Annotated in this window: 28 protein-coding genes; 16 read left to right on the top strand and 12 right to left on the bottom strand. The window is 59.0% G+C overall.

Going from position 1 to position 26,297, the window contains the following annotated elements; all coding sequences use genetic code 11:
- Positions 1-29: 29 nt before the first annotated feature.
- The 5 genes from ACQZ45_RS05665 to ACQZ45_RS05645 all read right to left on the bottom strand — a co-directional run bounded on the left by ACQZ45_RS05665 (position 30) and on the right by ACQZ45_RS05645 (position 3,821).
- A complete protein-coding gene (locus tag ACQZ45_RS05665; protein ID WP_013635610.1) occupies positions 30-704 on the bottom strand; it encodes an HAD family hydrolase in 675 nt (224 codons plus the stop codon).
- Positions 705-710: 6 nt separating this feature from the next.
- A complete protein-coding gene (locus tag ACQZ45_RS05660; protein WP_003511773.1) occupies positions 711-1,148 on the bottom strand; it encodes a bleomycin resistance protein in 438 nt (145 codons plus the stop codon).
- A 275-nt stretch (positions 1,149-1,423) separates the two neighbouring features.
- Positions 1,424-2,839: a metalloprotease TldD gene (gene tldD, locus ACQZ45_RS05655; RefSeq protein ID WP_113292252.1), complete on the bottom strand. Its 1,416-nt coding sequence runs from the start codon at positions 2,837-2,839 to the stop codon at positions 1,424-1,426.
- Between the two features lie 79 nt (positions 2,840-2,918).
- A complete protein-coding gene (locus tag ACQZ45_RS05650; RefSeq protein ID WP_038490085.1) occupies positions 2,919-3,227 on the bottom strand; it encodes a hypothetical protein in 309 nt (102 codons plus the stop codon).
- 69 nt (positions 3,228-3,296) lie between these two features.
- Entirely contained in the window at positions 3,297-3,821 is a 525-nt protein-coding gene (locus tag ACQZ45_RS05645; RefSeq protein WP_003511775.1) for an invasion associated locus B family protein, read from the bottom strand.
- Between the two features lie 441 nt (positions 3,822-4,262).
- Between ACQZ45_RS05645 and coxB the strand changes: the two genes are divergently transcribed.
- The 12 genes from coxB (at position 4,263) to ACQZ45_RS05585 (ending at position 14,208) form a co-directional block, all read left to right on the top strand.
- On the top strand, positions 4,263-5,126 hold the full coding sequence (coxB, locus tag ACQZ45_RS05640; RefSeq protein WP_019564187.1) for a cytochrome c oxidase subunit II: 864 nt from the start codon (positions 4,263-4,265) through the stop codon (positions 5,124-5,126).
- Positions 5,127-5,143: 17 nt separating this feature from the next.
- Positions 5,144-6,853, top strand: a complete 1,710-nt coding sequence (ctaD, locus tag ACQZ45_RS05635; protein ID WP_003511781.1) for a cytochrome c oxidase subunit I — start codon at positions 5,144-5,146, stop codon at positions 6,851-6,853.
- Positions 6,854-7,235: 382 nt separating this feature from the next.
- Positions 7,236-8,189: a heme o synthase gene (cyoE, locus tag ACQZ45_RS05630; protein ID WP_113292266.1), complete on the top strand. Its 954-nt coding sequence runs from the start codon at positions 7,236-7,238 to the stop codon at positions 8,187-8,189.
- Entirely contained in the window at positions 8,189-8,320 is a 132-nt protein-coding gene (locus ACQZ45_RS05625; RefSeq protein ID WP_013635615.1) for a hypothetical protein, read from the top strand. The genes cyoE and ACQZ45_RS05625 overlap by 1 nt, the downstream gene beginning before the upstream one ends.
- Positions 8,321-8,362: 42 nt before the next feature.
- The gene (locus tag ACQZ45_RS05620) at positions 8,363-8,992 is read left to right on the top strand and encodes a cytochrome c oxidase assembly protein (protein WP_003511786.1); all 630 of its coding nucleotides are present in this window, start codon (positions 8,363-8,365) and stop codon (positions 8,990-8,992) included.
- 63 nt (positions 8,993-9,055) lie between these two features.
- Positions 9,056-9,931 (top strand): cytochrome c oxidase subunit 3, encoded by an 876-nt coding sequence (locus ACQZ45_RS05615; protein WP_003511788.1) that lies wholly within the window; start codon positions 9,056-9,058, stop codon positions 9,929-9,931.
- Between the two features lie 100 nt (positions 9,932-10,031).
- Positions 10,032-10,418, top strand: coding sequence for a DUF983 domain-containing protein (locus tag ACQZ45_RS05610; RefSeq protein WP_019564184.1), 387 nt, complete (start codon positions 10,032-10,034; stop codon positions 10,416-10,418).
- Positions 10,419-10,428: 10 nt separating this feature from the next.
- Complete coding sequence (locus ACQZ45_RS05605; RefSeq protein ID WP_113292253.1) at positions 10,429-11,163, top strand: SURF1 family protein; 735 nt, start codon at positions 10,429-10,431, stop codon at positions 11,161-11,163.
- 63 nt (positions 11,164-11,226) lie between these two features.
- Entirely contained in the window at positions 11,227-12,273 is a 1,047-nt protein-coding gene (gene ispH, locus ACQZ45_RS05600) for a 4-hydroxy-3-methylbut-2-enyl diphosphate reductase (RefSeq protein WP_019564182.1), read from the top strand.
- 92 nt (positions 12,274-12,365) lie between these two features.
- Positions 12,366-13,334: a homoserine kinase gene (locus ACQZ45_RS05595; RefSeq protein WP_113292267.1), complete on the top strand. Its 969-nt coding sequence runs from the start codon at positions 12,366-12,368 to the stop codon at positions 13,332-13,334.
- Positions 13,331-13,771 carry a ribonuclease HI gene (rnhA, locus tag ACQZ45_RS05590; RefSeq protein ID WP_003511799.1) on the top strand — a complete coding sequence of 147 codons (441 nt, stop codon included), beginning with the start codon at positions 13,331-13,333 and terminating at the stop codon, positions 13,769-13,771. The genes ACQZ45_RS05595 and rnhA overlap by 4 nt, the downstream gene beginning before the upstream one ends.
- A 128-nt stretch (positions 13,772-13,899) precedes the next feature.
- Entirely contained in the window at positions 13,900-14,208 is a 309-nt protein-coding gene (locus tag ACQZ45_RS05585) for a Dabb family protein (protein ID WP_003511801.1), read from the top strand.
- Positions 14,209-14,272: 64 nt separating this feature from the next.
- On the opposite strand, the gene ACQZ45_RS05580 is transcribed toward ACQZ45_RS05585, so the two are convergent.
- Entirely contained in the window at positions 14,273-14,758 is a 486-nt protein-coding gene (locus ACQZ45_RS05580; RefSeq protein WP_003511803.1) for a peroxiredoxin, read from the bottom strand.
- A gap of 122 nt (positions 14,759-14,880) precedes the next feature.
- Complete coding sequence (locus ACQZ45_RS05575) at positions 14,881-15,729, bottom strand: protein-disulfide reductase DsbD domain-containing protein (protein ID WP_019564180.1); 849 nt, start codon at positions 15,727-15,729, stop codon at positions 14,881-14,883.
- A gap of 162 nt (positions 15,730-15,891) precedes the next feature.
- Between ACQZ45_RS05575 and ACQZ45_RS05570 the strand changes: the two genes are divergently transcribed.
- The 3 genes from ACQZ45_RS05570 (at position 15,892) to ACQZ45_RS05560 (ending at position 18,070) form a co-directional block, all read left to right on the top strand.
- The gene (locus ACQZ45_RS05570) at positions 15,892-16,497 is read left to right on the top strand and encodes a YqgE/AlgH family protein (protein ID WP_003511807.1); all 606 of its coding nucleotides are present in this window, start codon (positions 15,892-15,894) and stop codon (positions 16,495-16,497) included.
- Positions 16,498-16,604: 107 nt separating this feature from the next.
- Complete coding sequence (locus ACQZ45_RS05565; RefSeq protein WP_003511808.1) at positions 16,605-16,796, top strand: CsbD family protein; 192 nt, start codon at positions 16,605-16,607, stop codon at positions 16,794-16,796.
- Positions 16,797-16,963: 167 nt separating this feature from the next.
- On the top strand, positions 16,964-18,070 hold the full coding sequence (locus tag ACQZ45_RS05560) for a zinc-binding metallopeptidase family protein (protein ID WP_113292254.1): 1,107 nt from the start codon (positions 16,964-16,966) through the stop codon (positions 18,068-18,070).
- Positions 18,071-18,193: 123 nt separating this feature from the next.
- On the opposite strand, the gene ACQZ45_RS05555 is transcribed toward ACQZ45_RS05560, so the two are convergent.
- Genes ACQZ45_RS05555 through thrC form a run of 4 tightly spaced genes read right to left on the bottom strand, consistent with a single transcriptional unit; the run spans position 18,194 to position 24,454 of the window.
- On the bottom strand, positions 18,194-21,109 hold the full coding sequence (locus ACQZ45_RS05555; protein WP_113292255.1) for a sensor domain-containing phosphodiesterase: 2,916 nt from the start codon (positions 21,107-21,109) through the stop codon (positions 18,194-18,196).
- Positions 21,106-21,705 (bottom strand): GNAT family N-acetyltransferase, encoded by a 600-nt coding sequence (locus tag ACQZ45_RS05550; RefSeq protein ID WP_003511814.1) that lies wholly within the window; start codon positions 21,703-21,705, stop codon positions 21,106-21,108. Before ACQZ45_RS05550 ends, ACQZ45_RS05555 begins: the two co-directional genes overlap by 4 nt.
- Positions 21,706-21,738: 33 nt before the next feature.
- Positions 21,739-23,037 (bottom strand): M16 family metallopeptidase, encoded by a 1,299-nt coding sequence (locus ACQZ45_RS05545; protein WP_003511816.1) that lies wholly within the window; start codon positions 23,035-23,037, stop codon positions 21,739-21,741.
- 19 nt (positions 23,038-23,056) lie between these two features.
- Positions 23,057-24,454 (bottom strand): threonine synthase, encoded by a 1,398-nt coding sequence (gene thrC, locus ACQZ45_RS05540; RefSeq protein WP_003511817.1) that lies wholly within the window; start codon positions 24,452-24,454, stop codon positions 23,057-23,059.
- A gap of 276 nt (positions 24,455-24,730) precedes the next feature.
- Here thrC and ACQZ45_RS05535 point away from each other — a divergent pair, with 276 nt between their 5' ends.
- On the top strand, positions 24,731-25,270 hold the full coding sequence (locus ACQZ45_RS05535; protein WP_003511819.1) for a hypothetical protein: 540 nt from the start codon (positions 24,731-24,733) through the stop codon (positions 25,268-25,270).
- A 196-nt stretch (positions 25,271-25,466) separates the two neighbouring features.
- Here ACQZ45_RS05535 and ACQZ45_RS05530 read toward each other — a convergent pair whose 3' ends face one another.
- Entirely contained in the window at positions 25,467-26,156 is a 690-nt protein-coding gene (locus ACQZ45_RS05530) for an HAD family hydrolase (RefSeq protein WP_113292256.1), read from the bottom strand.
- Between the last annotated feature and the right edge of the window lie 141 nt (positions 26,157-26,297).

Here is a 26,297-nt window from a genome sequence, read left to right as displayed (position 1 = left end):
ACCAATGGCTAAAGGCATGTGACGCGCCTTCATGCCTCTGATAACGGCGCCTGTTGCAGGAGACCGGCAACCGCATGAAGATCGCTTGAAACGGCGATGCATTTTTCCCGCATTTCCTCGGTCGGCGGCGCGACATCCGGCACCATGATCGTCATCATGCCCGCCGATGAGGCGGAGCGCACGCCGTGCCAGGAATCCTCCAGCGCCAGGCAACGGCCCGGATCGATGCCGAGACGTTTTGCGGCAGTAAGATATGGCATGGGCGACGGCTTCGGCTCCGAATAGTCGCCGCGGGCGACGATGGTATCGAAACGTTTGAGCAGGTCATAGGGGCCGAGATGACGCGTGACGGAATCGTGCCGCGAGGAGGTGGCGATGGCGCGGCGTATATCGAGCCTGTCGAGAAGATCGAGGATTTCGACGACGCCGGGTTTCAGCGCCACGCCTTCTGCCATCATCACGGCAAGATGCCGGAGCCAGGCGTCACGGAAGCTGTCGATCGGAAAATCCGCGCCATAATCGGCGAAAATGGTGCCGGTAATGACATCCCACGGGCTGCCGCAGACCTTCTGATAGGTCTCTACCCGCATTCCGTGGCCGCCCTCATCTGACGCGGCCAGAAAGGAATCGCGATAAAGCGTCTCGCTTTCGATCAGCAATCCGTCCATGTCGAAAACGACAGCATGCGGGAGAAAAGGCAGCATGGCGGCTCAACCGAACCGGAAGGGGCGTTCGCCGAGGCTTTCGAACGGGCGGAGCAGGTAACCGTCCGGATCGGCGACGATGAATTGCCGGTTGCCGACCTCGACTGTGCCGCGCCTGTACCATTTTTCTTCTGACGGCAGGACAAGATCGATCGAGGCCCGCTCAAGCCGCGCGAGGATGGGCAGCAGGGAAGGAACGGCAAGTTGCAGATTCATGCCGCGGCCCAGCGGAAATTCAAGCGCTGCATTTTCCGCCACGAAGGTCCGGGTCGCACCGATCTGGTCGATCATCAGTTGCGCATCACCCAGCGCCAGATAGGCAAAGCCCTCTTCGGCGCGCTCATAAACCACATGAAAACCGATCAGGTCGCAATAAAAAGCGCGGCTTTTCTGCCAGTCGCTGACGGCTAGTTCCGGGACGAGGGCATTTCGTATGATGGTCATGGTCTCCTTTGCCGCGCAGGCCCGGCTATGGGAGGCGTGGCCTGCGGTAATGGGGCGATATTATCGTCTTCCGGGTGACTTGCCAGAGGAATCCTCATCATGGCAGCCATGTGCGGAGTTGTGGGCTGAAGCAGGTTCAACTTTTCGGCCTACCACAGCCTTTCTCACCTCATGCCGTACATGATCCGGCACCCAGTCAGCCCAAGTCCTTGGGCTGCAAAGACTCCTTTCGCCAAGCGGACACGGGTAGGCTCGATTCCGGCTCGAGGCCGGAACTACGCCTTCGTGCCGCCGACGGTGATCTGGTCCATGCGCAGATGCGGCTGGCCGACGCCAACCGGAACCCATTGCCCGGCCTTGCCGCAATTGCCGATGCCGGTGTCCAGTTTCGAATCGTTGCCGATCATCGAGACGCGCTTCATTGCGTCCGGCCCGTTGCCGATCAGCATTGCACCCTTCACCGGCGCGCCGATCTTGCCGTTCTCGATGAGATAAGCCTCGGTGCAGCCGAACACGAACTTGCCTGATGTGATATCCACCTGACCGCCACCGAAGGAAACGGCATAGATGCCCTTCTTGACGGAGGAGATGATCTCCTCGGGCGTCTTGTCGCCTGACAGCATGTAGGTGTTGGTCATGCGCGGCATCGGCACATAGGCATAACCCTGCCGGCGGCCATTGCCTGTCGCCTTCGCACCCATCAGCCGGGCGTTCTGGCGGTCCTGCATGTATCCCACCAGCCTGCCGTTCTCGATCAGCACATTATAGGCCGACGGTGTTCCCTCGTCGTCGACGGTGAGCGAACCACGGCGGCTGTCGATGGTGCCGTCATCCACCACAGTCACACCCGGGGCTGCCACCATCTCGCCCATCAGGCCGGCAAAGGCCGAGGTTTTCTTGCGGTTGAAATCGCCTTCGAGGCCATGGCCCACAGCCTCATGCAGCATGACGCCGGGCCAGCCGGAGCCGAGAACCACATCCATGGTGCCGGCCGGCGCATCGACGGCGGTCAGGTTGACGAGCGCCTGGCGCAGCGCTTCGTCCGCACCGCGCTGCCAGTTCTCCGTGGTAATGAAATCGCCAAAGCCGACGCGGCCGCCAATGCCGTAGGAGCCGCTCTCCTGCCTGTCGCCGTCACCTGCGACCACGGAAATATTGATACGGGTCATGGGCCTGACATCGCTGACGCGATGGCCATCGGCGCGCAGAATATCCACCACCTGCCAGCTTGCGGAAATCGTCGCCGTCACCTGTCGGACATTCGCGTCTTTGTCGCGCAAATAGGCATCGATATCGGTGAGAAGCTTCACCTTCTCCTCGAAGCTCGGGCTGCCGATCGGGTTTTCGTCGCCGTAGAGCTTTTTGTTAGTGCGTTGTGGGGCTGCGGCATAGGAACCGGAATAACCTCTGGTCACGGCGCCGACAGCATCCGACGCCCGCTTCAGCGCAGCCTGCGACAGCTCGCCCGCATGGGCGTAGCCAACGGTCTCGCCGGCAACGGCGCGCAGGCCAAAACCCTGGTCGGTATTGAAGGAGCCGCCCTTCAGGCGGCCGTTATCGAAGGTCAGCGATTCGGCCTGCGCATGTTCGATGAACAACTCGCCATCGTCTGCGCCGGTGAGTGCTTCCGCGACCAGCTTGCGCAACTGCGTCTCGTCGCAATCGAAGAGATTTACAAGGTCGTTGGTCATGGGAGGCTCCAAACTGAATAGTGTCTGGCAAGCATGTAGGATTGTGGGGCGTCGGTGGCAAGCCAAAGCGTGATTTGGCTCAAGTCAGCTTGAATATGAGGTGCACGAAAAAAGCCATGGCCACATAGACAGGGACGCTATGGAGAAGAACCAGCAACGTCAGACGTCCCCAGTGCTCAGGCGGATTCGGCACGACGCGTTCCCAGTGGAACTGCGACAGAATATTCCCAGTGACAATCATAATCAGCATTTGCGGCTGCGCGTTTCCTACCATGAAATCGGGCAAGAGGCCACTTTCATGAGCAAAGCTCACCGCAAAAGCAAATAGTAGAAGTACCAGAAAAACGCCGCAAAACTGACGGAGGGTTACCGGTTTTCTATATTTCATGATATCCGAAAATAGTTAAAACAATACTTTCATGGTAGAGTTTTAGTCTCTCGGATTCAACCTTATTGTTTAAGGAAGCGCGTCGTAGCCTTCGGCAAAGCCGGTGAGTTCGATCGGAATACCCACACGATCCTGATCGACGGATTCACGCAGCGCGAAAACCGCGTTCTTGCCGGCGCGCAGAACCTTCAGCAGCTCGTCGTCAATATCGACCTCGACATAGCAGCCTTCGGAGAAGCAGCGGGTGAAATAGGCGCGGCCAATATTGTTGTTGTCGATATAAAGCTCCATGCCGTCCTTCAGAAGCACGCCAAGCGGTGCGAGGATACGCAGGATGCGCGACTTGCGGTCCGCGGTTTTCAGGACCACCACCGAAAGCCCCACTTCCGGGCGGTCGTCGGCAATCACGTTCTGCATCAGGGCGCATTGATCTTCGGATGCGCCTGCCGGCTTGTCGCAGATCACCGACCATGCTCCATGCGTCGACTTCGGCGTTCCGGGCGGCTGCTGTTGCGCCAGCGCCGCTGCGGCGGGAGCGATGATGGCAAGACCGGCGGCGGCAAGAAAAGTGCGCGCGAGCGGGGAAAGACGCATGGATACCTCTGGGATTCGAATCAGTGCGGCTATTTTGACGCCATAATCCGGAAAAAAAAGCCTTGGTACCTCAATTCCAGCCGAGTTGGGCGGAAATAGGACCTGTTGCCAGGTGCAGGCGCCTGATTTGACCGTGCAGCAGCCGGTCCCTGGTGGCTCAAGCCTGCTGCAAAAGCGCTGCCAGCAGGGGCTGCGCCGGATTTTGACCATTGCCAAGCGCACCTGAAATATCTTGCGGGATACGGGACATGGGAAACTCGGCTGCGACGAACAATGGTGAAATTGGCTGACATCCGTGTCCTTACGCATATTGCGGCAGAGGACAAACTGTGGTTTGAAGTTAGTACCATAAGCATGGATTCTGCGTCTGTAATTGATCAAGATCAGACGCGTGAGGGAGAGGGTACCGTGACGAATAGGATTTACGCAGCATTGGCGGGGATGACCTGTCTGCTCACGGCTGTCGGCGCCCACGCCGATCAGCCGGTGCATTGGCAAATGGGCATGCAGGAGGCCGCCACGCCGATCATGCACGAAATACGCTGGTTTGAACAATATACGCTCTGGTTCATTGTTCCGGTTACGCTTTTCGTTCTTGCGCTGCTCATTATCGTCGCCTTGAAATTCCGTGCAGCGAAAAATCCGGTGCCGTCCAAGACTAGCCACAACACCGCGATCGAAGTGGTGTGGACGCTTGCGCCGGTTCTCATTCTCCTGTTCCTCGCTTTCCCGTCGTTCAATCTTCTGAACGCGCAGCTGACGCAGCCGGAAAACCCTGATCTGACGCTGAAAGCGACTGCGACGCAATGGCTCTGGAACTACGAATACAAGGCTGCCGAGGGCGCCGAGCCGCTCGCCTTCGACAGCTATCTGCTGAAAGAGCAGGATCGTGCAGCTGCAGGCAAGGAGGACAAGGCCCGCTACCCGCGTCTTCTCGCGGTAGACAATGAAATGGTCGTTCCGGTCGGCAAGACCGTTCGCCTTCTGGTGACGGCGGCGCCTACGGATGTCATCCACGCCTTCGCCATGCCCGCTTTCGGTGTTAAGATCGACGCCGTTCCGGGCCGCCTCAACGAAACTTGGTTCAAGCCGGAGAAGGAAGGCCTTTATTACGGCCAGTGTTCCGAGCTTTGCGGCAAGGACCACGCCTTCATGCCGATCGCCATTCGGGTGGTTTCCGAACAGCAGTACAATGCCTGGCACGCCGCCGCCGCTTCAGATCTGAACGGCGCGAACCGGGCACTGATGGCCTCCGTCGATGGCGCTCCGCGCACGGTCGACGTTGCCGCCAACGAAACCAACTGAGACCTGGAGTGACGACAATGGCTGGACCTTCCGCACACGACGATCATCACTCGCATGGTCAATCCGCTCATGATGGGCACGCGCATGATGATCATTCGCATGATCATTCCCACAAGCCGGGCTTTTTCGCCCGCTGGTTCCTGTCGACCAACCATAAGGACATCGGCACGCTCTACCTGATCTTCGCCATCATGGCGGGTATCATCGGTGGCGGGCTTTCGGTTGTCATGCGTATGGAGCTGCAGGAGCCGGGCATCCAAATCTTCCACGGTCTGGCCTCCATGGTCTACGGCTTCGAGGGTGACGCTGCCATCGACGGCGGCAAGCACATGTTCAACGTGTTCACGACAGCGCACGCGCTCATCATGATCTTCTTCATGGTCATGCCGGCGATGATCGGCGGCTTTGCCAACTGGATGATCCCGATCATGATCGGCGCTCCTGACATGGCTTTCCCGCGCCTCAACAATATTTCCTTCTGGCTGATCGTTCCGGCGTTCATCCTGCTGCTCCTGTCGCTTTTCGTCGAAGGTCCGGCGGGCGGTTACGGCGTGGGTGGCGGCTGGACCATGTATCCGCCGCTTTCGACCAACGGCATGCCGGGACCGGCGGTGGATCTTGCGATCTTCTCGCTGCACGTTGCCGGCGCGTCCTCGATCCTTGGCGCCATCAACTTCATCACCACCATCCTCAACATGCGCGCTCCGGGCATGACGCTGCACAAGATGCCGCTTTTTGCCTGGTCGGTTCTGGTCACCGCATTCCTGCTGCTGCTTTCCCTGCCGGTTCTGGCTGGCGGCATCACCATGCTTCTGACCGACCGTAACTTCGGCACAGCATTCTTCTCGCCGGAAGGCGGCGGTGATCCGATCCTCTACCAGCACCTGTTCTGGTTCTTCGGCCACCCGGAAGTGTACATCCTGATCCTGCCCGGCTTCGGCATCATCAGCCACATCGTGTCCACCTTCTCCAAGAAGCCGGTCTTCGGCTATCTCGGCATGGCATACGCCATGGTCGCCATCGGCGCTGTCGGCTTCATCGTGTGGGCGCACCACATGTACACGGTCGGCCTTTCGCTGGAAGCGCAGCGTTATTTCGTCTTCGCAACCATGGTCATCGCGGTGCCGACGGGTATCAAGATCTTCTCGTGGATCGCGACGATGTGGGGCGGTTCGCTGACCTTCTCGACCCCGATGGTCTGGGCAATCGGCTTCATCTTCCTGTTCACGGTCGGCGGTGTCACCGGCGTCCAGCTCGCCAATGCCGGTCTCGACCGTTCGCTGCACGACACCTACTACGTCGTGGCGCACTTCCATTACGTTCTGTCGCTCGGCGCGGTCTTCGCGATCTTCGCCGGCTGGTATTACTGGTTCCCGAAGATCACCGGCTACATGTACAACGAGTTCATCGGCAAGCTGCACTTCTGGGTGATGTTCGTTGGCGTGAACCTGATCTTCTTCCCGCAGCACTTCCTCGGCCTTGCCGGCATGCCGCGTCGTTACATCGATTATCCCGATGCCTATGCCGGCTGGAACCTGGTGTCTTCCTATGGTTCCTATATCTCGGCCGTTGCCGTGTTGATCTTCCTCTTCGGTGTTTGGGAAGCCTTCGCCAAGAAGCGGATCGCTGGCAACAATCCCTGGGGTGAAGGTGCGACGACGCTCGAATGGCAGCTGTCCTCTCCGCCGCCATACCACCAGTGGGAACAGCTTCCGCGCATTCGCTGAATGCCGGACCGGAGTGCGCGGGCAGGGCTTGCGAACTCCGGAAGCTGAAAAGAGGGGATGGTGTGGGCTTATCCGCGCTGTTTCCCTTGAGGCGGACGGAATCTGCTGCTGCGTGAGGCATTTTGTCCAAGCGAAGCTTTTCGTGCGACATGATAAAAGCCAAGTACTGCCACTATGAATGGGCAGACGCAGCAGGGCGACGGAACGGGCGTGGCGATATGCCAGGCGCATGGCATCGGGTCTTTGACCCCGGTGCTGCCCGTGCCGGAACGTTCGGACCAATGAATTGACGCACCGTGCACGCCGAAAACGACACTCTGTTTTCGGGCTGGTGCAAGGGATGCCGCGGCAAGCGGCATCTGAAGAAAAAACAGGATACGAAATGACCGTCATCGACAATCGCGAAATGCTTGGCCTGGAAAGCTCCGAACTTTCGGAAGCCGGCGCGCGCGATTATTTCGAGTTGCTGAAACCGCGCGTCATGTCGCTCGTCGTCTTCACGGCGTTTGCGGGCCTCGTGCTGGCGCCGGGCCACATCAACCCGGTCCTCGGCCTCATCGCCATTCTCTGTATTGCCGTCGGTGCCGGCGCATCCGGCGCGCTCAACATGTGGTACGATGCAGATATCGACGCAGTGATGAGCCGCACCGCCAAGCGGCCGATCCCGTCCGGCCGCGTAGCACCTGGCGAGGCCCTGGCCTTCGGGCTGACGCTCTCGGCCTTTTCGGTGGTCATCCTCGGGCTTGCGGTCAACTGGTTCTCCGCCGGACTGCTCGCCTTCACCATTTTCTTCTACGCCGTCATTTATACGATGTGGCTGAAACGCTCGACACCGCAGAACATCGTCATTGGTGGTGCTGCCGGCGCTTTCCCGCCCATGCTTGGCTGGGCCTGCGTCACCGGCGGCGTATCGCTTGATAGCGTCATCCTCTTCCTCATCATCTTCTTGTGGACACCAGCCCATTTCTGGGCGCTGGCGCTGTTCAAGATGCGCGACTACGGCTCCGTCGGCATTCCGATGATGCCGAACGTGGCGGGCGAGCGCTCCACCAAGAACCAGATGATCGTTTACGCGGTGCTGACGGCTGCAGTTGCGGTCGCACCGTATTTCACCGGTCTGGCGAGCCTCGGTTATGGCATTTTCGCCGCCGTGCTGAGCGCGATCTTTGTGTACTGTTCGCTCGATGTCCGGCGCATGCCTGACGGTGACGAAAAAATGCTGCCCGCCAAGAAGATGTTCGCCTATTCGGTGCTTTACCTCTTCGCCATCTTCTCCGGCCTTTTGGCCGATCATTTCGCTCCGGCCCTGAAAGCCGTGATTTCGGGAGTTTTTTGATGGAAACCGTGGAACTGAGCGCGGCGCAGAAAAAATCGAGGCGCGGGCGCAACGTCGCGCTCGGCGTCTTGCTCGCCGGTCTGGTGGTGCTGTTTTACGTCATCACCATCATCAAGATCGGTTCGCATTGACGGCCTGACAGTGAGGGCATGATCGGAGGAGAGGAGGGGGACATGGCGAATACTGGGGCAAATATCGGGGCAGACAAGGCAACGGCCGGCACGCAGCGGGTGAGCAATCGCTCCATCCTCGTGCTCTGTCTCGTGTTTTTCTGCGCTATGATCGGCATGGCCTATGCCGCCGTTCCGCTCTACAGCCTGTTCTGCCGCGTCACTGGCTATAACGGCACGACCCAGCGCGTCGAGCAATATTCCGACGTCATTCTCGACAAGACCATCAACGTCACCTTCGACGCCAATACGTCGAATGGCCTCAACTGGGATTTCCGCCCGGTCGACAAGTTGGTCACGCCGAAAATCGGCGAGACGGTGCAGATCAATTTCAAGGCGACGAACCGCTCAGCGGTGGCAACCACGGGCACGGCGGTCTTTAACGTCACGCCCATGGAAGCAGGCGCTTATTTCAACAAGGTGGAGTGTTTCTGCTTCACCGAAACGACGCTTCAGCCGGGCGAAACGCTCGAAATGCCGGTGGTGTTTTTCATCGATCCGGATATCGCCACGGCGCGCGAAACGAAGAACATTCATACTTTGACGCTGTCCTATACGTTTTATCCGGCCAAAACCGAAAAACCGGTTGCGTCCTTGCCGGTAAAGACTGAATCTGGCGAAAGCAAATTGTGAGAGGAGACTCGGGCCTTTTGAGCAGGGCCGGGTCTGGGAAGAGATACCAGGGGATTGTCACACATGGCAGATACGCATCAGAAGAACCACGACTACCACATCATAGATCCAAGCCCCTGGCCGCTTCTGGCCTCGATCGGCGCCTTCATTCTGACCTTTGGCGGCGTCTGTTACATGCGTTACCTGTCGGCTGGCTCCTTCAAGCTGTTCGGCATGGAACTGGCCAATCCCTGGCTGTTTTATATCGGTCTCGTCATCGTGCTTTACACCATGTACGCATGGTGGGCAGACACGATCAAGGAAGCCAATGAGGGTAGCCACACCCGCGTCGTTTCGCTTCACCTGCGTTACGGCATGATCATGTTCATCGCCTCTGAGGTGATGTTCTTCGTCGCGTGGTTCTGGGCCTATTTCGATGCCAGCCTTTATCCGCACGAGGCCATTCAGGCGTCCCGCCTCGAATATACCGGCGGTCAGTGGCCGCCAAAGGGCATCGAGGTCATCGATCCCTGGCACCTGCCGCTCTACAACACCGTCATCCTGCTTTTGTCGGGCACCTGCGTGACATGGGCACACCATGCCCTGCTGCACAATGACCGCAAGGGGCTGATCACCGGTCTCGTCCTCACCGTTGCCCTCGGCGTCCTGTTCTCGACCGTGCAGGTTTACGAATACATGCACGCCCCGTTCGACTTCAAGAACTCGATCTATGGCGCGACCTTCTTCATGGCGACCGGCTTCCACGGTTTCCACGTTTTCGTCGGCACGGTTTTCCTGCTGGTCTGCCTGCTGCGCGCCATTGCCGGCGGCTTCACGCCGAAACAGCATTTCGGCTTCGAAGCAGCTGCCTGGTACTGGCACTTCGTTGACGTCGTCTGGCTGTTCCTGTTCTTCGCGATCTACATCTGGGGCGGCTGGGGCGCGCCGCTGGCGGAGTGATGCGGTTTGTTTTCTGACTCGGAGGGCGGCATCTGCCGCCCTTTGTGTTTAAACAGGCGGGCCGGACGGAGGTTTAACCGGCCCAAGGCGGGAGGCCATCATGTCTGAACCCGGAAACGGCGGCTTTGCGCCGGTGGACCCAATAAAAGTCGGGCTGAAGGGCTGCTGCCCGCGTTGCGGCAATGGCAGGCTGTTCGACGGCTTCCTGACCCCGAAACCCGCATGCAGCGCCTGCGGGCTGGATTATGGCTTTGCCGATGCGGGCGAAGGCCCGGCCGTCTTTGTCATGCTGATCGTCGGTTTCCTTGTCGTCGGGCTGGCGCTTTGGTTCGATCAGCGTTTTGCGCCACCCGTCTGGGTGCATGTCATGCTCTGGTTGCCTTTTGCGGTGATCGTCTCCCTCGTGCTGCTGCGCAAGATGAAGGGCATCATGATTGCGCTGCAATACCGCAACAATGCAAGCGAAGGCAGGCTTGATCGTGAATGAGGTTTCCCACATGAAGGCGGCGGAAAGACGCATCTGGTTTGCCGCGCCGCTCGTCCTTTTGGCACTTGCCATCCTTCTCGGCCTAGGCACATGGCAGGTGAAGCGACTTTACTGGAAAGAAGCGCTGATTGCCGATATCGAGGCGCGGCGCAATGCAAGTCCGGCCACGCTCTCGCAGATCGAGGCCATTGCCAAAAGTGGCGGCGAAATTGAATATCGCAGGGTCAACGTTTCCGGCGTTTTCGATCATGCCCGCGAGCGGCATTTCTTCGCCACCCACCAGGGCAGAACCGGCTATTACATCTATACTCCGCTGTCGCTTGCCGATGGCCGCATCCTCTTCGTCAATCGCGGCTTCGTGCCGTTTGAGATGAAGGAGGCAACGAAGCGGCCTGAAGGGCAGATTGCTGGCGAGGTGGAGATCAAGGGACTGGCGCGCGCGCCGCTCGTTGCAAAACCGTCTTCCCTGCTGCCGGATAACGATATCGCCAAGAACATCTTCTACTGGAAGAATCTGGCGGCCATGGCGTCGAGCACCGATATCCCGCCCAACAGGCTGGTCAACCTGTTCGTGGATGCCGACGATGCGCCGAACCCCGGCGGCTGGCCACAGGGCGGCGTGACGCTGATAGATTTGCCCAACAATCACCTGCAATATGCGATAACGTGGTATGGTCTGGCGGCGGCCCTTGTCATCGTCGCCGGTTTTGCCTATTTCCGGAACGGTAAGGCGCAAGGTGAATAACGCGCGCCCTGTCCGGTAAGGCTGGCTACCGGGCAAGGGCAAGGAGCACGCCAAGGAGCACGAATGAACATCGCCGTTTCCAAACCCCCTTTGACGATAAGGCTGTGCGGACCGCGCGGCTTTTGCGCGGGCGTGGACCGGGCGATCCAGATCGTCGTGCTGGCGCTGAAAGCCTATGGCGCGCCGGTCTATGTCCGCCACGAAATCGTCCATAACCGATATGTGGTCGAGGGGCTGGAAGCCAAGGGCGCGATTTTCGTCGAGGAACTGCACGAAATCCCCACCGAGCATCGCGAGCAGCCGGTGGTCTTTTCCGCCCATGGCGTGCCGAAATCCGTGCCGGAGGATGCGCAGGCGCGCAACCTGTTTTATCTCGATGCCACATGCCCGCTCGTCTCCAAGGTCCATAAGCAGGCCATGCGCCACCAGCGCCTCGGCCGCCATGTCGTGTTGATCGGCCATGCCGGTCACCCTGAGGTCATCGGCACCATGGGCCAGCTGCCCGAAGGTACTGTTTCGCTGGTCGAGACGGTGGAGGATGCCGGCACCTATGAACCGGTGGACCGAGAAAACCTCGGTTTCGTTACCCAGACAACGCTGTCTGTCGATGATACCGCAGGCGTTATTGCCCGGTTGCAGGAACGTTTTCCGGCCATTCAGGCGCCCGCCGCCGACAGCATTTGTTACGCCACCACCAACCGTCAGGATGCGGTGAAGCAGGCGGCCCCCGGCTGCGATCTCTTCATCGTGGTCGGCGCGCCCAATTCGTCAAACTCGAAGCGGCTGGTGGAAGTGGCGCTGCGCGCTGGCGCCAAACATTCGGTTCTGGTGCAGCGTGCGGCGGAAATCGACTGGGATGCGATCGGCGATATCCGCACCGTCGGTCTTTCGGCGGGCGCTTCTGCGCCGGAGGTCATCGTTGATGAGATCATCGAAGCCTTCAAGGCGCGTTTCGATACGACGCTCGATCTGGCCGTCACGGTGGAGGAAACGGAACATTTCCTCGTCAACCGCGAACTGCGCAGCATCGAGCTGACGACGGACGACATGGCTTTCGTGAATGGCAATGCCAGCAATGCCCTGCCGCCGAAAGCCGCCACTGGCGCCTAGACCGGGATGGCGAGATATGTGAGTGGTTCCTACCGCGCACATGTCATCCTCTCTTCAGATTTTCACTCCATCCTTCATCAAGAGATTTGAAATTGGCAGTTTATACGGACATCACCGAAGATGATCTGAGGAATTTCCTCATACAATACGACGTTGGCAGCCTCACATCCTATAAGGGCATTGCCGAAGGCGTTGAAAACTCCAATTTCCTGCTGCATACGACGAAGGATCCGCTGATCCTGACACTTTACGAAAAGCGCGTGGAAAAATCCGATCTGCCATTCTTCCTCGGTCTTATGCAGCATCTGGCCGCCAAGGGTCTGTCCTGCCCCTTGCCGCTGCCGCGCAAGGACGGGGAACTGCTGGGCGAATTGTCCGGTCGCCCGGCGGCGCTGATCTCCTTCCTTGAAGGCATGTGGCTGCGAAAACCGGAAGCGAAACATTGCCGGGAAGTCGGCAAGGCGCTGGCCGCCATGCATCTTGCCGGTGAGGGGTTCGAGATCAAGCGCCCCAATGCACTCTCCGTCGATGGCTGGAAGGTGCTGTGGGACAAGTCTGAAGACCGCGCCGACGAGGTGGAGAAGGGCTTGAAGCAAGAGATCCGCCCGGAAATCGATTATCTCGCCGCCCATTGGCCGAAGGATTTGCCCGCGGGCGTCATCCATGCCGACCTGTTTCAGGACAACGTTTTTTTCCTCGGTGACGAGCTTTCCGGCCTGATCGATTTTTACTTCGCCTGCAACGACCTGCTCGCCTATGACGTGTCGATCTGCCTCAATGCCTGGTGCTTCGAGAAGGATGGTGCGTACAACGTCACCAAGGGCAAGGCGCTGCTGGAAGGTTACCAGTCGGTGCGTCCGTTGAGCGAGGCGGAACTGGATGCCTTGCCGCTTCTGGCACGCGGCTCGGCGCTGCGCTTCTTCCTGACCCGCCTCTATGACTGGCTGACGACGCCGGCGGGCGCGCTGGTGGTGAAGAAAGACCCGCTGGAATATCTGCGCAAGCTGCGGTTCCACCGCTCCGTCAGTCATGTCGCCGAATACGGGCTGGTTGGCGAATGAAACATGTCGATATCTTCACCGACGGCGCCTGCTCCGGCAATCCCGGTCCGGGCGGCTGGGGTGCCGTGCTGCGATATGGCGAGACCGAAAAGGAATTGTCCGGCGGCGAGGCCGATACCACCAACAACCGCATGGAACTGCTGGCGGCCATCTCGGCGCTCAACGCGCTGAAAAGTCCCTGCGAAGTCGATCTCTATACCGACAGCGCCTATGTCAAGGATGGCATCACCAAGTGGATTTTCGGCTGGAAAAAGAAGGGCTGGAAAACCGCCGATAACAAGCCGGTCAAGAATGTGGAGCTGTGGCAGGCGCTGGAGGCGGCGCAGGAGCGCCATAAAGTGACGCTGCACTGGGTCAAGGGCCATGCAGGCCACCCGGAAAACGAGCGCGCCGACGAATTGGCACGCAAGGGCATGGAGCCTTTCAAACGCCGGTAACGGAAGTCTGATTTCTTCCATGCGGCCCTGATCCGGGCCAACCGTGATAAGGGATTGTGAAAACTGAAACCCGATCTATCTTGTCGTCAAACAGTTGGACGATGTTCCAGCGGAGGAGAGACATTCAGATGATCCTGCATTGTGTATTTCTACGGTTCAAGGCTGCAACGGCATCCTCTGAAAAACACGCGGTGTTTGAAGCAATTGCGGCCCTCAAGAACGTGATACCCGGCATAATCGACGTGAAATACGGCCAGAACGTTTCGCCGGAAGGCCTGAATGGCGGTTTCGTCGATGGCTTCATCGTGACGCTGGACAGCCCGGAAGCCCGCGACGAATATCTGGCGCACCCGCAACACATGGAAGTCGGTCAACGTTTGGTCTCGCTGACCGATGGCGGTCTGGCCGGGCTTCTGGTGTTCGATATGAATGTGTGAAAAAGGGCGGTTTGACCGCCCTTTAATGGATACTGTACTTCATTCGCGACGACAGAGAGGTGGCTTAAAGCTGCTCGATCATCGCTGCAGCGGCCGAGACCGTCGCCTGGCCGGGATTTTCTTCCACGTTGAGCGATGTAACCACGCCGTCTTTCACCAGCATCGAATAGCGCTTGGAGCGCACGCCGAGGCCACCGCCGGAGAGGTCGGCATCGAGGCCGAGCGCCTTGGTGAAGGCGGCGTCCCAGTCGGCGAGGAAGTGAATTTTGCCCTGGCCGCCGGACGATTGTGCCCATGCGCCCATGACGTGCCAGTCGTTGACGGAAACGACGGCGATGTCATCCACGCCCTTTGCGAGAATGGCGTCGCGGTTTTCGAGGTAGCCCGGCAGGTGGTTCAGCGAGCAGGTGGGAGTGAAAGCGCCGGGTACGGCGAAAAGAACCACCGTCTTGCCGCCAAAAAGCGCATCGGTGGTGGTTTCCACCGGGCCATCGGCGGTCTTTTCCTTGAAGGTTGCGGAAGGCAGTTTTTCGCCGATCTTGATAGTCATGTCCATGCTCCTATGGCCGTTTGGTTCGCGCGACTATAGAGCAAGGAAAAGAAAACTGTCATACGGTTTTCGCGGGAAATTCCATGGCTGAGACAGCCGTTCGGGATATGCCGCCTGAACGGTCAGGGCTTTGGAAAATTGAGCATGGTCTCCATGGTCCGATCGCCGGATTTGACAAGAATGGGCCAGCTGTTGCCCTGCACCTGATAGGTTTTTGGCAAGCCCTTGATGTTCATGTAGAAGGAGAGCTTGCGTTTGTCTCGCACCAGGTTCTGCGGCTCATAATAGGCAAAACCGGAGGGGCCGGCGATGAATATCTCGGTCTCCTTCGGCGCGTTTTCCGGCAGCTGCAATTGCACGCCAAGCATGGTCTTGTCGGGCGTGATGTGGAAATCGACAACCTTGAAATCGTCGGACGCAGCCTCTGGCAGCGTCTCGCGCGCCTCTTCCAGCAATCGCCGCTCTTCGTGGTCGTCATCGCCCGCATTGCCGCGGCTGATCGAAAACGTCGCCTCAAAGGGAATGCAGATATTCTGGCAGACGCCGATGAAGGCGGTGAGGTCGATATTGCCTCCCGCTTTGGCGTCCACGGCTTTCAACTGAAAGGGAATGCTGACGGCGTGATCGTAGCCGATATCGGTGATATCGCCGTTCTCGATGAGCTTGGGAACGGGATAGGCCATCGATGTCAGGCTTACACCGCTTGCCGGATCAAGCGTGATCTTGGGCGGTATTCCAGCTTCGCCTGGTTCGCGCCAATAGGTTATCCAGCCGTCTTTCGGCTCGATCTGCAACACGCCGCGCACCACGCCGTCCGCATCCATGGCAAGGCTTGCCACACGCATCTGGCCGCCTTCACTTCTCGCCCAGTCGGTAATTTCGGCCTGCGCTACTTGCCCGCCACCGAGAAGGGCGGCGAAGGCAACGGCGAGGCGAAGATGTGAAAATCGAAAGAATGTCCTGACGCTCATTCTTTCCGTCTAACCCAACATCGCCCGATGGACCAGTTACGAATTCGTGCGGTTCATCATTTTCGGTTGATTGATCGGGCGCGATGCCGCATCCTGTGCTTTGTCGAAGTGCGAACGCCGCTTTCCCGTTCAATGATGGAATTCGGCAAGCTGGAGGCGCCGGTGAGCTTTTCAACCCTGATGGACAAACGCGAACGTGGCTTTTTTGACAGCCAGTTCCTCATTGCGATGCCGGGGCTGGACAATGGCAATTTTGCCCGTTCGGTGGTCTATATCTGCGCCCATTCGGATGCCGGAGCCATGGGTTTCATCATCAACCGGCCGCAGCAGATCACCTTCACGGATATTCTGCTGCATCTGAAGCTGGTGGACAGCAACGACGCCATCATGCTGCCCAACCGCACCCGGGAATTTCCGATCCAGTGCGGCGGCCCGGTCGAATCCGGCCGGGGTTTCGTGCTGCATTCCGATGATTATTTAAGCGAATCGAGCATTCCCGTCAGTGACGACATTTCCTTGACGGCGACGCTGGATATCGTGCGCGCCATTTCCAATGGTCGCGGCCCGCAAAAGGCCACCATGATGCTCGGTTATGCTGGCTGGGGTCCGGGTCAGCTGGAAAACGAGATCGCCAATAATGGATGGCTGAATTGCCCGGCGGCGGAAGAGCTGATTTTCGACCGTGGACTGGACAACAAATACGAGCGGGCGCTTGCGCTTATGGGTGTGGATGCTCGCATGCTTTCTGCGGAAGCCGGCCACGCCTGATTTTTTCGTGATGCTCCTTTTGTCGACTGCTGGAACCAATCCCAATCCCTGACGTTAACAATCCCGAAAGCCGCACAGACAGTACGGCTCAACTAGGGAGCAGTAACATGGGTAGCACATCAGACAAGATCGCCGGTACAGCCAAGGAAGTTGCTGGCAAGGTCAAGAAAAACGTCGGCGAAGCAACCGGCAACAACGAGCTGCGCGCCAAGGGTGCCGCTCAGGAAACCGAAGGCAAGGTACAGAAGAACGTCGGCAAGGCCAAGGATGCGGTCAAGGGTGTCGTTGATCGTATGTAATGCCACCTGACGGGCTCCCGTGTCTTTGATGCGGTGCTTTGGAGCGCATGTGTTATCGCACATGCGCTCTTGTCGTCTGGAGGCCCGAAGGGCGGGTTTGTTACGCCTTTCACCTTGGTCTCTTATATTCGCTTTCACCCAATTCATCCACCGCAAGGGTTTCATGAATGAAGCTTTTTTCCTGCGCTTCCTGTGGCCAGCCGGTCCACTTCGACAATCGTTTCTGCGTCTCTTGCGGCCATCGTCTGGCCTTCGTGCCGGAGCGCCTTTCCATGGAAGCGCTGGCACCTGCGGGTGAGCCGAACTGGCAACTCGTGGCCCAGCCGGAAAGACAGGTGCGGTTCTGCGCCAATGAGGTGAACGACATCTGCAACTGGTCTGTGCCGGCGGAAAGCCAGAACGCCTTTTGCCCGGCCTGCAGCCATAACCGTCTCGTTCCAAATATCGCGACGGATGAGGGTATCGAACAATGGCGCGGCATCAGCCATGCGCAGCGGCATTTGTTCTATTCGATATTGCGTCTCGGCCTGCCGCATCCCAACCGCGATGCCGATCCTGTCGGCGGGCTAGTCTTCGACTTTCTGGTCGACGAGGTCGCACCTGACGGTTCCGTCATTCCCGCCATGACCGGCCACGACGAGGGCCTGATCGCCATTCGCGCGGCAGAGGTGGATGATGCGACGCGCGAGCAGGTTCGCGCCAACATGAACGAGCCCTATCGCACCATGCTTGGCCACTTCCGCCATGAGGTCGGGCATTTCATCTGGAACAAGCTGGTTCGTGATGAGAACCGACTGGAGGCCTGCCGCGCGGTATTCGGCGATGAGCGCGAAGACTATGCCGCAGCGCTACAGCGCAACTACGAGCAGGGGCCGCGCCCCAACTGGCAGGAAACCTTCATAAGCGCCTATGCCTCCGTGCATCCCTGGGAGGATTTTGCCGAGTGTTTCGCGCATTATCTTCACATCGTCGATACGCTGGAAACCGCGCGCGCCTTTGGCGTGGCGATAGACCCCGATGGACATGAGGATATGGCGGCGGAGGTCACTTTCGATCCCTATAATGCCCGTAGCGCCGCACAACTGGTCAAGGCCTGGATTCCGCTCAGCGTCGCCATCAACTCGATCCAGCGCAGCATGGGGGAGGCAGACCTTTATCCCTTCGTGCTGGCCCCGCCTGTTGTGAGCAAGATGGAATTCATCCACGACCTGCTACACGGCAGGATCGACGCGATGCCTCAACAGCAGATGCAGCAGTTCTCGATGGCGCAGTGAATACGAGACACGAGAAGTCATAGTTAGGAAACGCGTCATTTCCTTCTCCCGTCATTCCGGCTCAATGCTGGAATGACAGCGGTGGATGGAGTAGCCCTTTACCACCCCATATTCCAATACCTCTTACGAAGCCCGCTTGGTCGGCTGGAACCGCTCCCGCAGAAGCTTCAGCGCCGCATCGCCGGAAACCGGTGTGCCAAACAGGAAGCTCTGGCCGAAATGGCAGTTCATGCGTGAGAGTTCCGCCGCATCCTCAGGCGTTTCAATGCCTTCCGCCACCACCTGCATATCGAGAGCGCGCGCCATGGCGATAACGGAGCGCAGCAGCACGTTGCGCTTGTCGCTGGTATTGGCCACCAGTGCCTTGTCGAGCTTGATCGTGTCGAAGGGGAAGCGGGTGAGATAGGCAAGTGACGAATAGCCGGTGCCGAAATCGTCCATGGCGAGGCTGATGCCCGTTTCCTTCAGCTTGGAAAGCACCAGCCGCGCCTGTTCCGGGTTCTCCATCACCACGGATTCCGTCAGCTCCAGCTTCAGCTGCTGCGGATTACAGCGCGTTCGCGTCAGCATGCCGCGCACGTCGTTATACAATTCGTTATTCAGCAATTGCGCGCTGGAAATATTGACGGAGATGAAGATCGGCATCTTCTCGATGGAATGCTGCCAGTCCATCAGGTCGGTCGCTGCCCTTTCCAGCGCGAACATGCCGAGCGGTTCGATCAGACCGGAGGCTTCCGCGATGGGTATGAATTCGCTCGGCGGAATGTTGCCGCGTTTGGAGTGTTCCCACCGCATCAGCGCTTCGAAACCGGCCAGCGCGCCATCGTCAAGCTTGACGATGGGCTGATAGGCGAGCGACAGCTCCTTGCGCTCGATGGCGCGGCGAAGATCGCTTTCCATTTGCAGGCGGTCGGTGCCGGACGTGCGGAAAGCGGGACGGAACGGCTCGACGCGGTTTCCGCCAGCGCGCTTGGCGCGGTACATCGCCAGTTCCGCATCGCTCAAGAGACCTGCGGCACTTTCCTGCTGGTCGATCCATGAAACGAGGCCGATGGAGGCGGTGAGGATGATTTCGCGATTGGCGAAATTGATCGGCACCATGATTGCCTTGTTCACCGCATCGGCGAAATCGGCCACCCGTTGCGGATCGCGCTCCGAGGTCAGGATCAGGCCGAATTCATCGCCGCCGAGACGCGCCAGCGTATCCTGCGGTTTCAACAGGCGGCGCAGACGCCGTGTCAGCGCGATGAGGATATTGTCGCCTGCAGCAATGCCGAGCGTATCGTTGACCAGCTTGTAACGGTCGATATCGATCGCCATCACCGTGGGGCGCACGCCGTCGCTTTCAGGAGAGAGGTTGAGGATCGATTGCAGGCGGTCGAGGAAGACCTGCCGGTTTGGTAGCCCGGTCAGATTGTCATTCATCGCATCCTGCAACAGCCGCTCCACCGAGTTCTTCTGCTCGGTGATGTCGGTGATGGTGCCGACGCAGCGGATGATTTCGCCGTTAGAGCCAAGAACCGGGCGGGCGCGGATTTGCAGCCAATGGAAATGTCCGTCTTCAGCGCGAATGCGGAATTCGTGATTGAGGCGGCCCTTGCGATGGTCGAGCAGCACGTCGAGCGTTGCCTTGAACCGGTCGCGATCGTCAGGATGCAGGCGCGGCAACCAGTTGCGCGCAGCACCATGCATCGTGCCGGGCTCCAGCCCCAGACGATTGGAAATGTCAGGTGTGGTGACGATGCGGTCGCGCGTCACGTCCCAGTCCCAAACGGTATCGCCGCTGCCCGTCAGTGCGAGAGATTGCCGTTCGAGATCGGAAAACAGGCCCTGCTGATAGGCGCTGCCGGCAAAGGCATGCTGGATGACTGTGAAGCCGATCAGAAGCACGATCAGCACCAGCCCGCCGCCAAGCGCCGGCTGCACGATGTCGTTGTCCAATTGTCCGGTCACCGTCAGCCAGCTGCCGAACAGCCAGACGAGGATGAGCGCCCAGGACGGAACGAGCAAAATCGCCCGGTCGTAACGGTTGAAGCCAAGATAGATGATGAGTGCGATGCCGGCCGTCGCCGTCAGCGCGAAGGAGACGCGCGCGATACCGGAGGCGACCGAAGGATCGTAAATCGCGACGCCGAACAGCAGCGCCAGACCCACCACCCAGGCAAAGGTCGCATAACCCAGATGTGCGTGCCAGCGGTTTAGATTGAGATAGGTGAACAGGAAGACCACGAAGCTGGAGGCGAGAGCCACTTCGGCGCCCGCCCTCCATATTCGCTGATCGCTGGATGTGACGGTGATGAGTTTTTCAAGGAAGCCGAAATCGACGCAGATATAGGCGAGCACCGCCCAGGCGAGCGCGGCCGACGCCGGCAGAACCGAGGTTCCCTTGACGACGAACAGGATGGTCAGGAGCACGGCCAGCAGGCCGGCAATGCCGAGAACGATGCCGCGATAGAGCGTGAAGGCGTTGATCGTATCCTTGTAGGCTTCCGGTTCCCACAGATAGATCTGCGGCAATTGCGGGGTCGACAGCTCGGCGACGAAGGTGATGACGGAGCCGGGATTGAGCGTGATGCGGAAGACGTCGGCATCCGGGCTTGGCTGCCGGTCAAGCGCAAAGCCTTCGCTCGGTGTGATCGCGATGATGCGCTGCGAGCCGAGATCGGGCCAGAAGAGCTTGGAATTCACCAGACGGAAATGCGGTGCGACGATAACGCGCTCCAGCTGCTCTTCCGAAACGTTGGCAAGCGCGAAGACGGCCCAGTCGCCCTGATGGTCGGTGGAGCTGGCGCGCACCTCGATACGGCGGCGGATGCCATCCGGACCGGGCGCGGTCGAGACCTGAAAGGCTTCACCCTGATTGGCATAGATATCGGTTGTCGCGGTGAGATCGAGCGCCGTATCGTCACGGGAAATCTTCACCGGCTCGAAGGCGTAGGAAAGAGACGAAAAAAGCAGGAAAAACAGGAAGAACGGCGCAGCCAGTGCAATTGCCGCCAGACGTTTCGACAGGCACGGCGCAGAGTGAGTGTAAGTCATGTATCGTACTTCGTTCCACTGGAGCTTTGCTTGTCGGCAAGAAGGGAAAACATCGTATGATCCCGCCATTGGCCGTTGATTTTCAGATATTCCCGCAAGAGACCTTCCCGCTGGAACCCGGCATTTTCGAGAAGCCGGATGCTTTTGAAGTTTTCCGGAATACAGGCTGCCTCGATACGGTGCAACTGAAGTCCGTTGAAGATATAGGGTATTACCAATTTTAATGCGGCAGACATATGGCCTTGCGCGGCGTAGCGTTCGCCCACCCAATATCCTATCATGCAGCTTTGTGCAGCACCCCTCCTGATATAACCGATGGTGATGCCGCCAACGAGCAACGTCTCCTTCTCGAATAGCAGAAACGACACGGCGGTGCCGGAGGAAAACTCCTGGCCGTTGCGCACCACACGCGTGCGGAAGGAGCCTTCCGTCAGTTCGTCCGGGCGCCAGGTGGGTTCCCATGGCTGGAGAAACTGACGGCTTTCCGAGCGCAGAACGTGCCACTGCTTGAAATCGCCATAGCGCGGCAGTCTGAGAAGATGGTTGGCGCTGCGCAGTTCCGGGGTGTCGTTATGTCGGGAAAGAAAACGCAGCATTCACCATCCCTGTACGGAAAGAAACCGCAACCCTCAACCGTTCGCCTTTATCCTTGCGGGCTGCTGCGCGGAAAGCGCGGCAGTAATGTCTGAAAGAGGCGGCAGCTGTTCGAGCGGGCCAATTGCAGACAATGTCGGAACTGTATCGAAAAACAGCCGTCCTGCAAGATCGGTCAGGCGTTCCCGCGTGATGTCGTTCAGGCGCTCCATCATCTCCTCATTGGGGATGGGGCGGCCGTAAAGCATCATCTGCCGTGCCATCTGGCCGGCACGGGCTGCCGGGCTTTCCTGACCCATCAGCAGTTGCGCGCGGATTTGTGCGCGGGCGCGGTCGATTTCTTCCTGATGAATGGTCTGGGAAGACTTGCGCAACTCGTCGACGATGACGGGCATCAGTTCCGGCAGGTCGTTGCCGCCGGTCGCCGCATGCACGCCGAAAATGCCGGTGTCGGAAAAACCCCAATGGAAGGCATAAACGGAATAACAAAGGCCGCGGGACTCTCGCACTTCCTGGAACAGGCGCGATGACATGCCGCCCCCAAGAATATTGGCGAGAATTTGCGAACAGTAGAAATCGCGGGCGTGATAGGCCTTGCCCTCGAAGCCGAGAAGCACCTGCGCGTCCATGAGGTCACGGGTCTCGCGGATTTCCCCGCCGGTATAGATCGCCTTTTCGAGAACCGGCGTGGTGACCGGCAGCTGCGGCAGCGAGGCAAAGCGTTCTTCCACCTGCTTCACGAAGCTCTGGTGGTCGACAGCACCTGCTGCAACGACGAAGATGCGATCCGTCGTATAGTTGCGGGCGAGATAATGCCTGATCTGGGCGCTGGTGAAGGATTGCACGGTTTCCGGAGTGCCGAGGATCGGGCGGCCGATGGTCTGGTCGCGATAGGCGACGCCGGAAAAATTGTCAAAAATCACATCGTCAGGCGTATCGGTGGCGGCACCGATTTCCTGGAGGATTACGTTTTTCTCCCGCTCCAGCTCGTCTTCGTCGAACAGCGACTCCGTCAGAATATCTGCAAGAATATCGACGGCGAGCGGAACGTGGTCTTTCAGGACGCGGGCGTAGTATGAAGTTGTTTCCGTCGATGTCGCGGCGTTGACTTCGCCGCCGACATTTTCGATCTCTTCGGCGATCTGCCGGGCGGTACGGCGCGCCGTACCCTTGAAGGCCATATGCTCGAGAAGATGGGCGATGCCGTGCTCGGCAGTCGTCTCGTTGCGGGACCCGGATTTGATCCACACCCCAAGAGCAACGCTTTCGAGATGCGGCATTCTTTCCGTGACAACGGTCAACCCGGACGAAAGCCGGGTCACATTAACTCTCATATCAAGTCTTTCCGCGTCTCTATTTGCCGGCGCGTGCGTGGCTGCCGATGAAGGTTTCCACCGTCTTCAGCTCTGCGTCCAGAATGTCGAAACGCTCCTCCCGGTTCATAATGTCAGCTAGCCATACTGGAAGCGCCGGGTCGATTGCGCAAGCGGATTTTACGGCGGCCGGGAATTTAGCCGGATGGGCAGTGGACAGGACAACCATCGGGCTTGATGCTTTTTCGTGTTTTTCCGCCACAAAAACGCCGGTCGCCGTATGCGGGTCGATCAGGTAACCGGTTTTCTCAAGCGTATCGCGGATCGTCGCCGCCACCTGCTTTTCGGTGGCACGGCCGGCGCGGAAATCCTTCTTGATGAATTTCAGCGCATGCGGCGGGATTTCAAACGCGCCGGATTGCTTCAGGCCATCCATCGATGCCTTTACCGCAGCGGAATCGCGGCCATAGGCTTCAAACAGCAGCCGCTCGAAATTGGACGAGATCTGGATGTCCATCGAGGGCGAGGTGGTGGGGGTGACGCCGCGCATCTCGTAACGGCCGGTCTTCAGCGTGCGCGCCAGAATGTCGTTGTCGTTGGTGGCGATGACAAGCTTGTCGATCGGCAGGCCCATCTTCTTGGCGACGTAACCGGCGAAGATATCACCGAAATTGCCCGTTGGAACGGTGAAAGAAATCTTCCGGTCGGGACCGCCGAGCGACAGGGACGCCGTGAAATAATAGACCACCTGCGCCATGATGCGCGCCCAGTTGATGGAGTTGACGCCCGAAAGCTTGACGCCGTCGCGGAATTTCGCGTCGTTGAACATTTCTTTGACGAGGTTCTGGCAATCGTCGAAATTGCCGTTGATCGCCAGCGCATGCACGTTGGAGGCGGTGGAGGTCGTCATCTGGCGCTGCTGCACCGGAGAGACCTTGCCATTGGGGAAAAGGATGAAGATGTCGGTGCGCTCGCGCCCGGCAAAGGCGTCGATGGCTGCGCCGCCGGTGTCGCCGGAGGTGGCGCCGACTATGGTGGCGCGCTCTCCACGCTCAGCCAGCGTATAATCCATCAGGCGGGCGAGAAGCTGCATCGCCACGTCCTTGAAGGCAAGCGTGGTGCCGTGGAAAAGCTCCAGCACGAAGGTGTTCGGCCCGGTCTGCGTCAGGGGTGCTACGGCCGGATGGCGGAACGTCGCATAGGCGTCGTCGATCATCGCCCGGAACTTGTCGGCCGGAATTTCACCGCCGGTGAAACGGTAGAGAACCTCAAACGCGATGTCCTGATAGGACTTGCCGCGCAGGTTGCGGATTTCCTTTTTCGACATGGAGGGCCATTCGCGCGGCACGTAAAGCCCGCCATCACGGCCAAGGCCCGCCAGAAGCGCGTCGCAGAAACCAAGCGAAGGGGCCGCACCCCTGGTCGATACATATTTCACGAGATAGTCCCTTGTCGTTTACCGGTCTGTCCGTTGCCGTTACGGGCTCTTTATCAGCAGCATCCCGCCGGAATGAGGCGATTGGCGAGGTAATGAAGGGCTTTTTTGAAAATTCAAGCAAAACCAAACATGCCAATCGATTTTTTCCGGCGTCGCTGCTATAGACCATCGCCAACCTGCGTGAAAGGTCAATAAACAGCGTCTCCGGTTCGGTTCCGGGACAATGGAGAGGGAATTAGAAGAGTGTCAGGGAATTTCTTGCGTTTGTCCGCCGCGATGTCGCTTCTGGCCGTTGTTGCAGGATGCAATTCCTCCAATCCGTCAGACTCGCTTGCCGTCAACCCTCCGGCGGCGCAGGCAAATGCCGTTGCTCCGGTGGTGCAGGCCAACTGCCCGACGGTCACGGTTCTCGATGCCAATGCCGTCCACCGCGTCTATGCCGGTGGCGCAAAGGACGATCCGCAGAAACTCGCCTATCAGGTTTCGCTGTCAGACACGACGCGCTCTTGCACCGCGAACGAAACCACGCTGACGGTAAACGTGCTGGCCCAGGGCCGTCTCGTTCCCGGCCCGATGTCGAAGCCCGGCCGCGTGACCGTACCGATCCGCGTCACCGTTAAGGACGGCGACGGTGAGATTTATGGCGAAACGACCAATTTCGCCATCGACGTTGCTGCAGGCGGTGCCGGCACGCAGTTCATCTTCAACAACGATCATGTCGCCATTCCCAACGGACCGGGCGGCGCACCGAGGTCGGTCAGTGTCTATATCGGTTTTGCCGAGCAGGGCGCAAAGGCCAAGACCAAGCGCCGGTGATTTGACGGGCGAAATGTAAAAACCGGAGGCTGCTTTTGCGGGCTTTCGGGCAGATCGCAAACAAACCATGCCTCATACGCAACGTCATCCTCGGGCCCGTCCCGAGGATTCAAACACGTATAGCAAAATCAACGCGTTGCAGATGCTCGGGACAGGCCCGAGCATGACGAAGTGGCGTTTGTGACAAAGCCTGAGATTAAAAAGCGCCTTCCCATTCCGCCATCGCTGCAATAACGGCGGGCAGGTCCTGCATGCGTGAAATCACCGTTTCCGCGCCCGCATCCGTCAACCGGTCGGCATGGCTGGGATAGGTGTGGGATGCGCCGGTGAAGCCGATGACGCGCATGCCGGCTGCCTTTGCACCATGCACGCCGTGCACGGAATCCTCGATTACGACGGCGCGATCCGGTGAAACGCCGAACTGGGCTGCGCCATGCAGGAAGATATCCGGCTTCGGCTTGACGCGGTCGGCTCCGAGATCCTTGGCGGAGTAGATATGTGGTGCGAAATAGGGTTTCAGGCCCACCTTCGTCAGCATCATTTCGAGGCGGTGGCTGGAGGAATTCGAGCAGATGCAGCGCGGTGTCGTCAGTCGCGACAGAGCGAACTTGACGCCCTCGATGATCTTCACGTCGCGTTCCAGCCGCGCGTCGAGCAGCTTTTCCGACTTGTCGAGCAGCGATGCGGAAAACGGGATGCTGGCTTCGCTTTCCACCTGCAGGAGGATGTTCTTCCAGGTCATGCCGGCGAAACGCTCGCCCATTTCCTCGACGGAGATCGGATACCCGGCCTCGGTCAGAAGGCGGGACTCCACCTGTGCGGCGATGATTTCGGAATCGACCAGAACGCCGTCACAGTCGAAAATAATGAGGTCGAAGCCGCTCATGGGCGCTCCCTGTATCGGATTTGCCTTGGAAAAAAGTGATGCCCGGGCTTTTAGACCAAGTCCGCGTCAAGCTCAACCGGCTGGCCCGCAAGGGTCGGTCGCGCCCGGCTCATAGCTGGGATTTGGCTTTGCGCGTTTCCT

The organism is Agrobacterium sp. 16-2014-1-2a, from assembly GCF_053522705.1.
The sequence above is the reverse complement of the archived record's forward strand: the minus strand, read 5'-3'. Positions and strand labels throughout refer to the sequence as shown.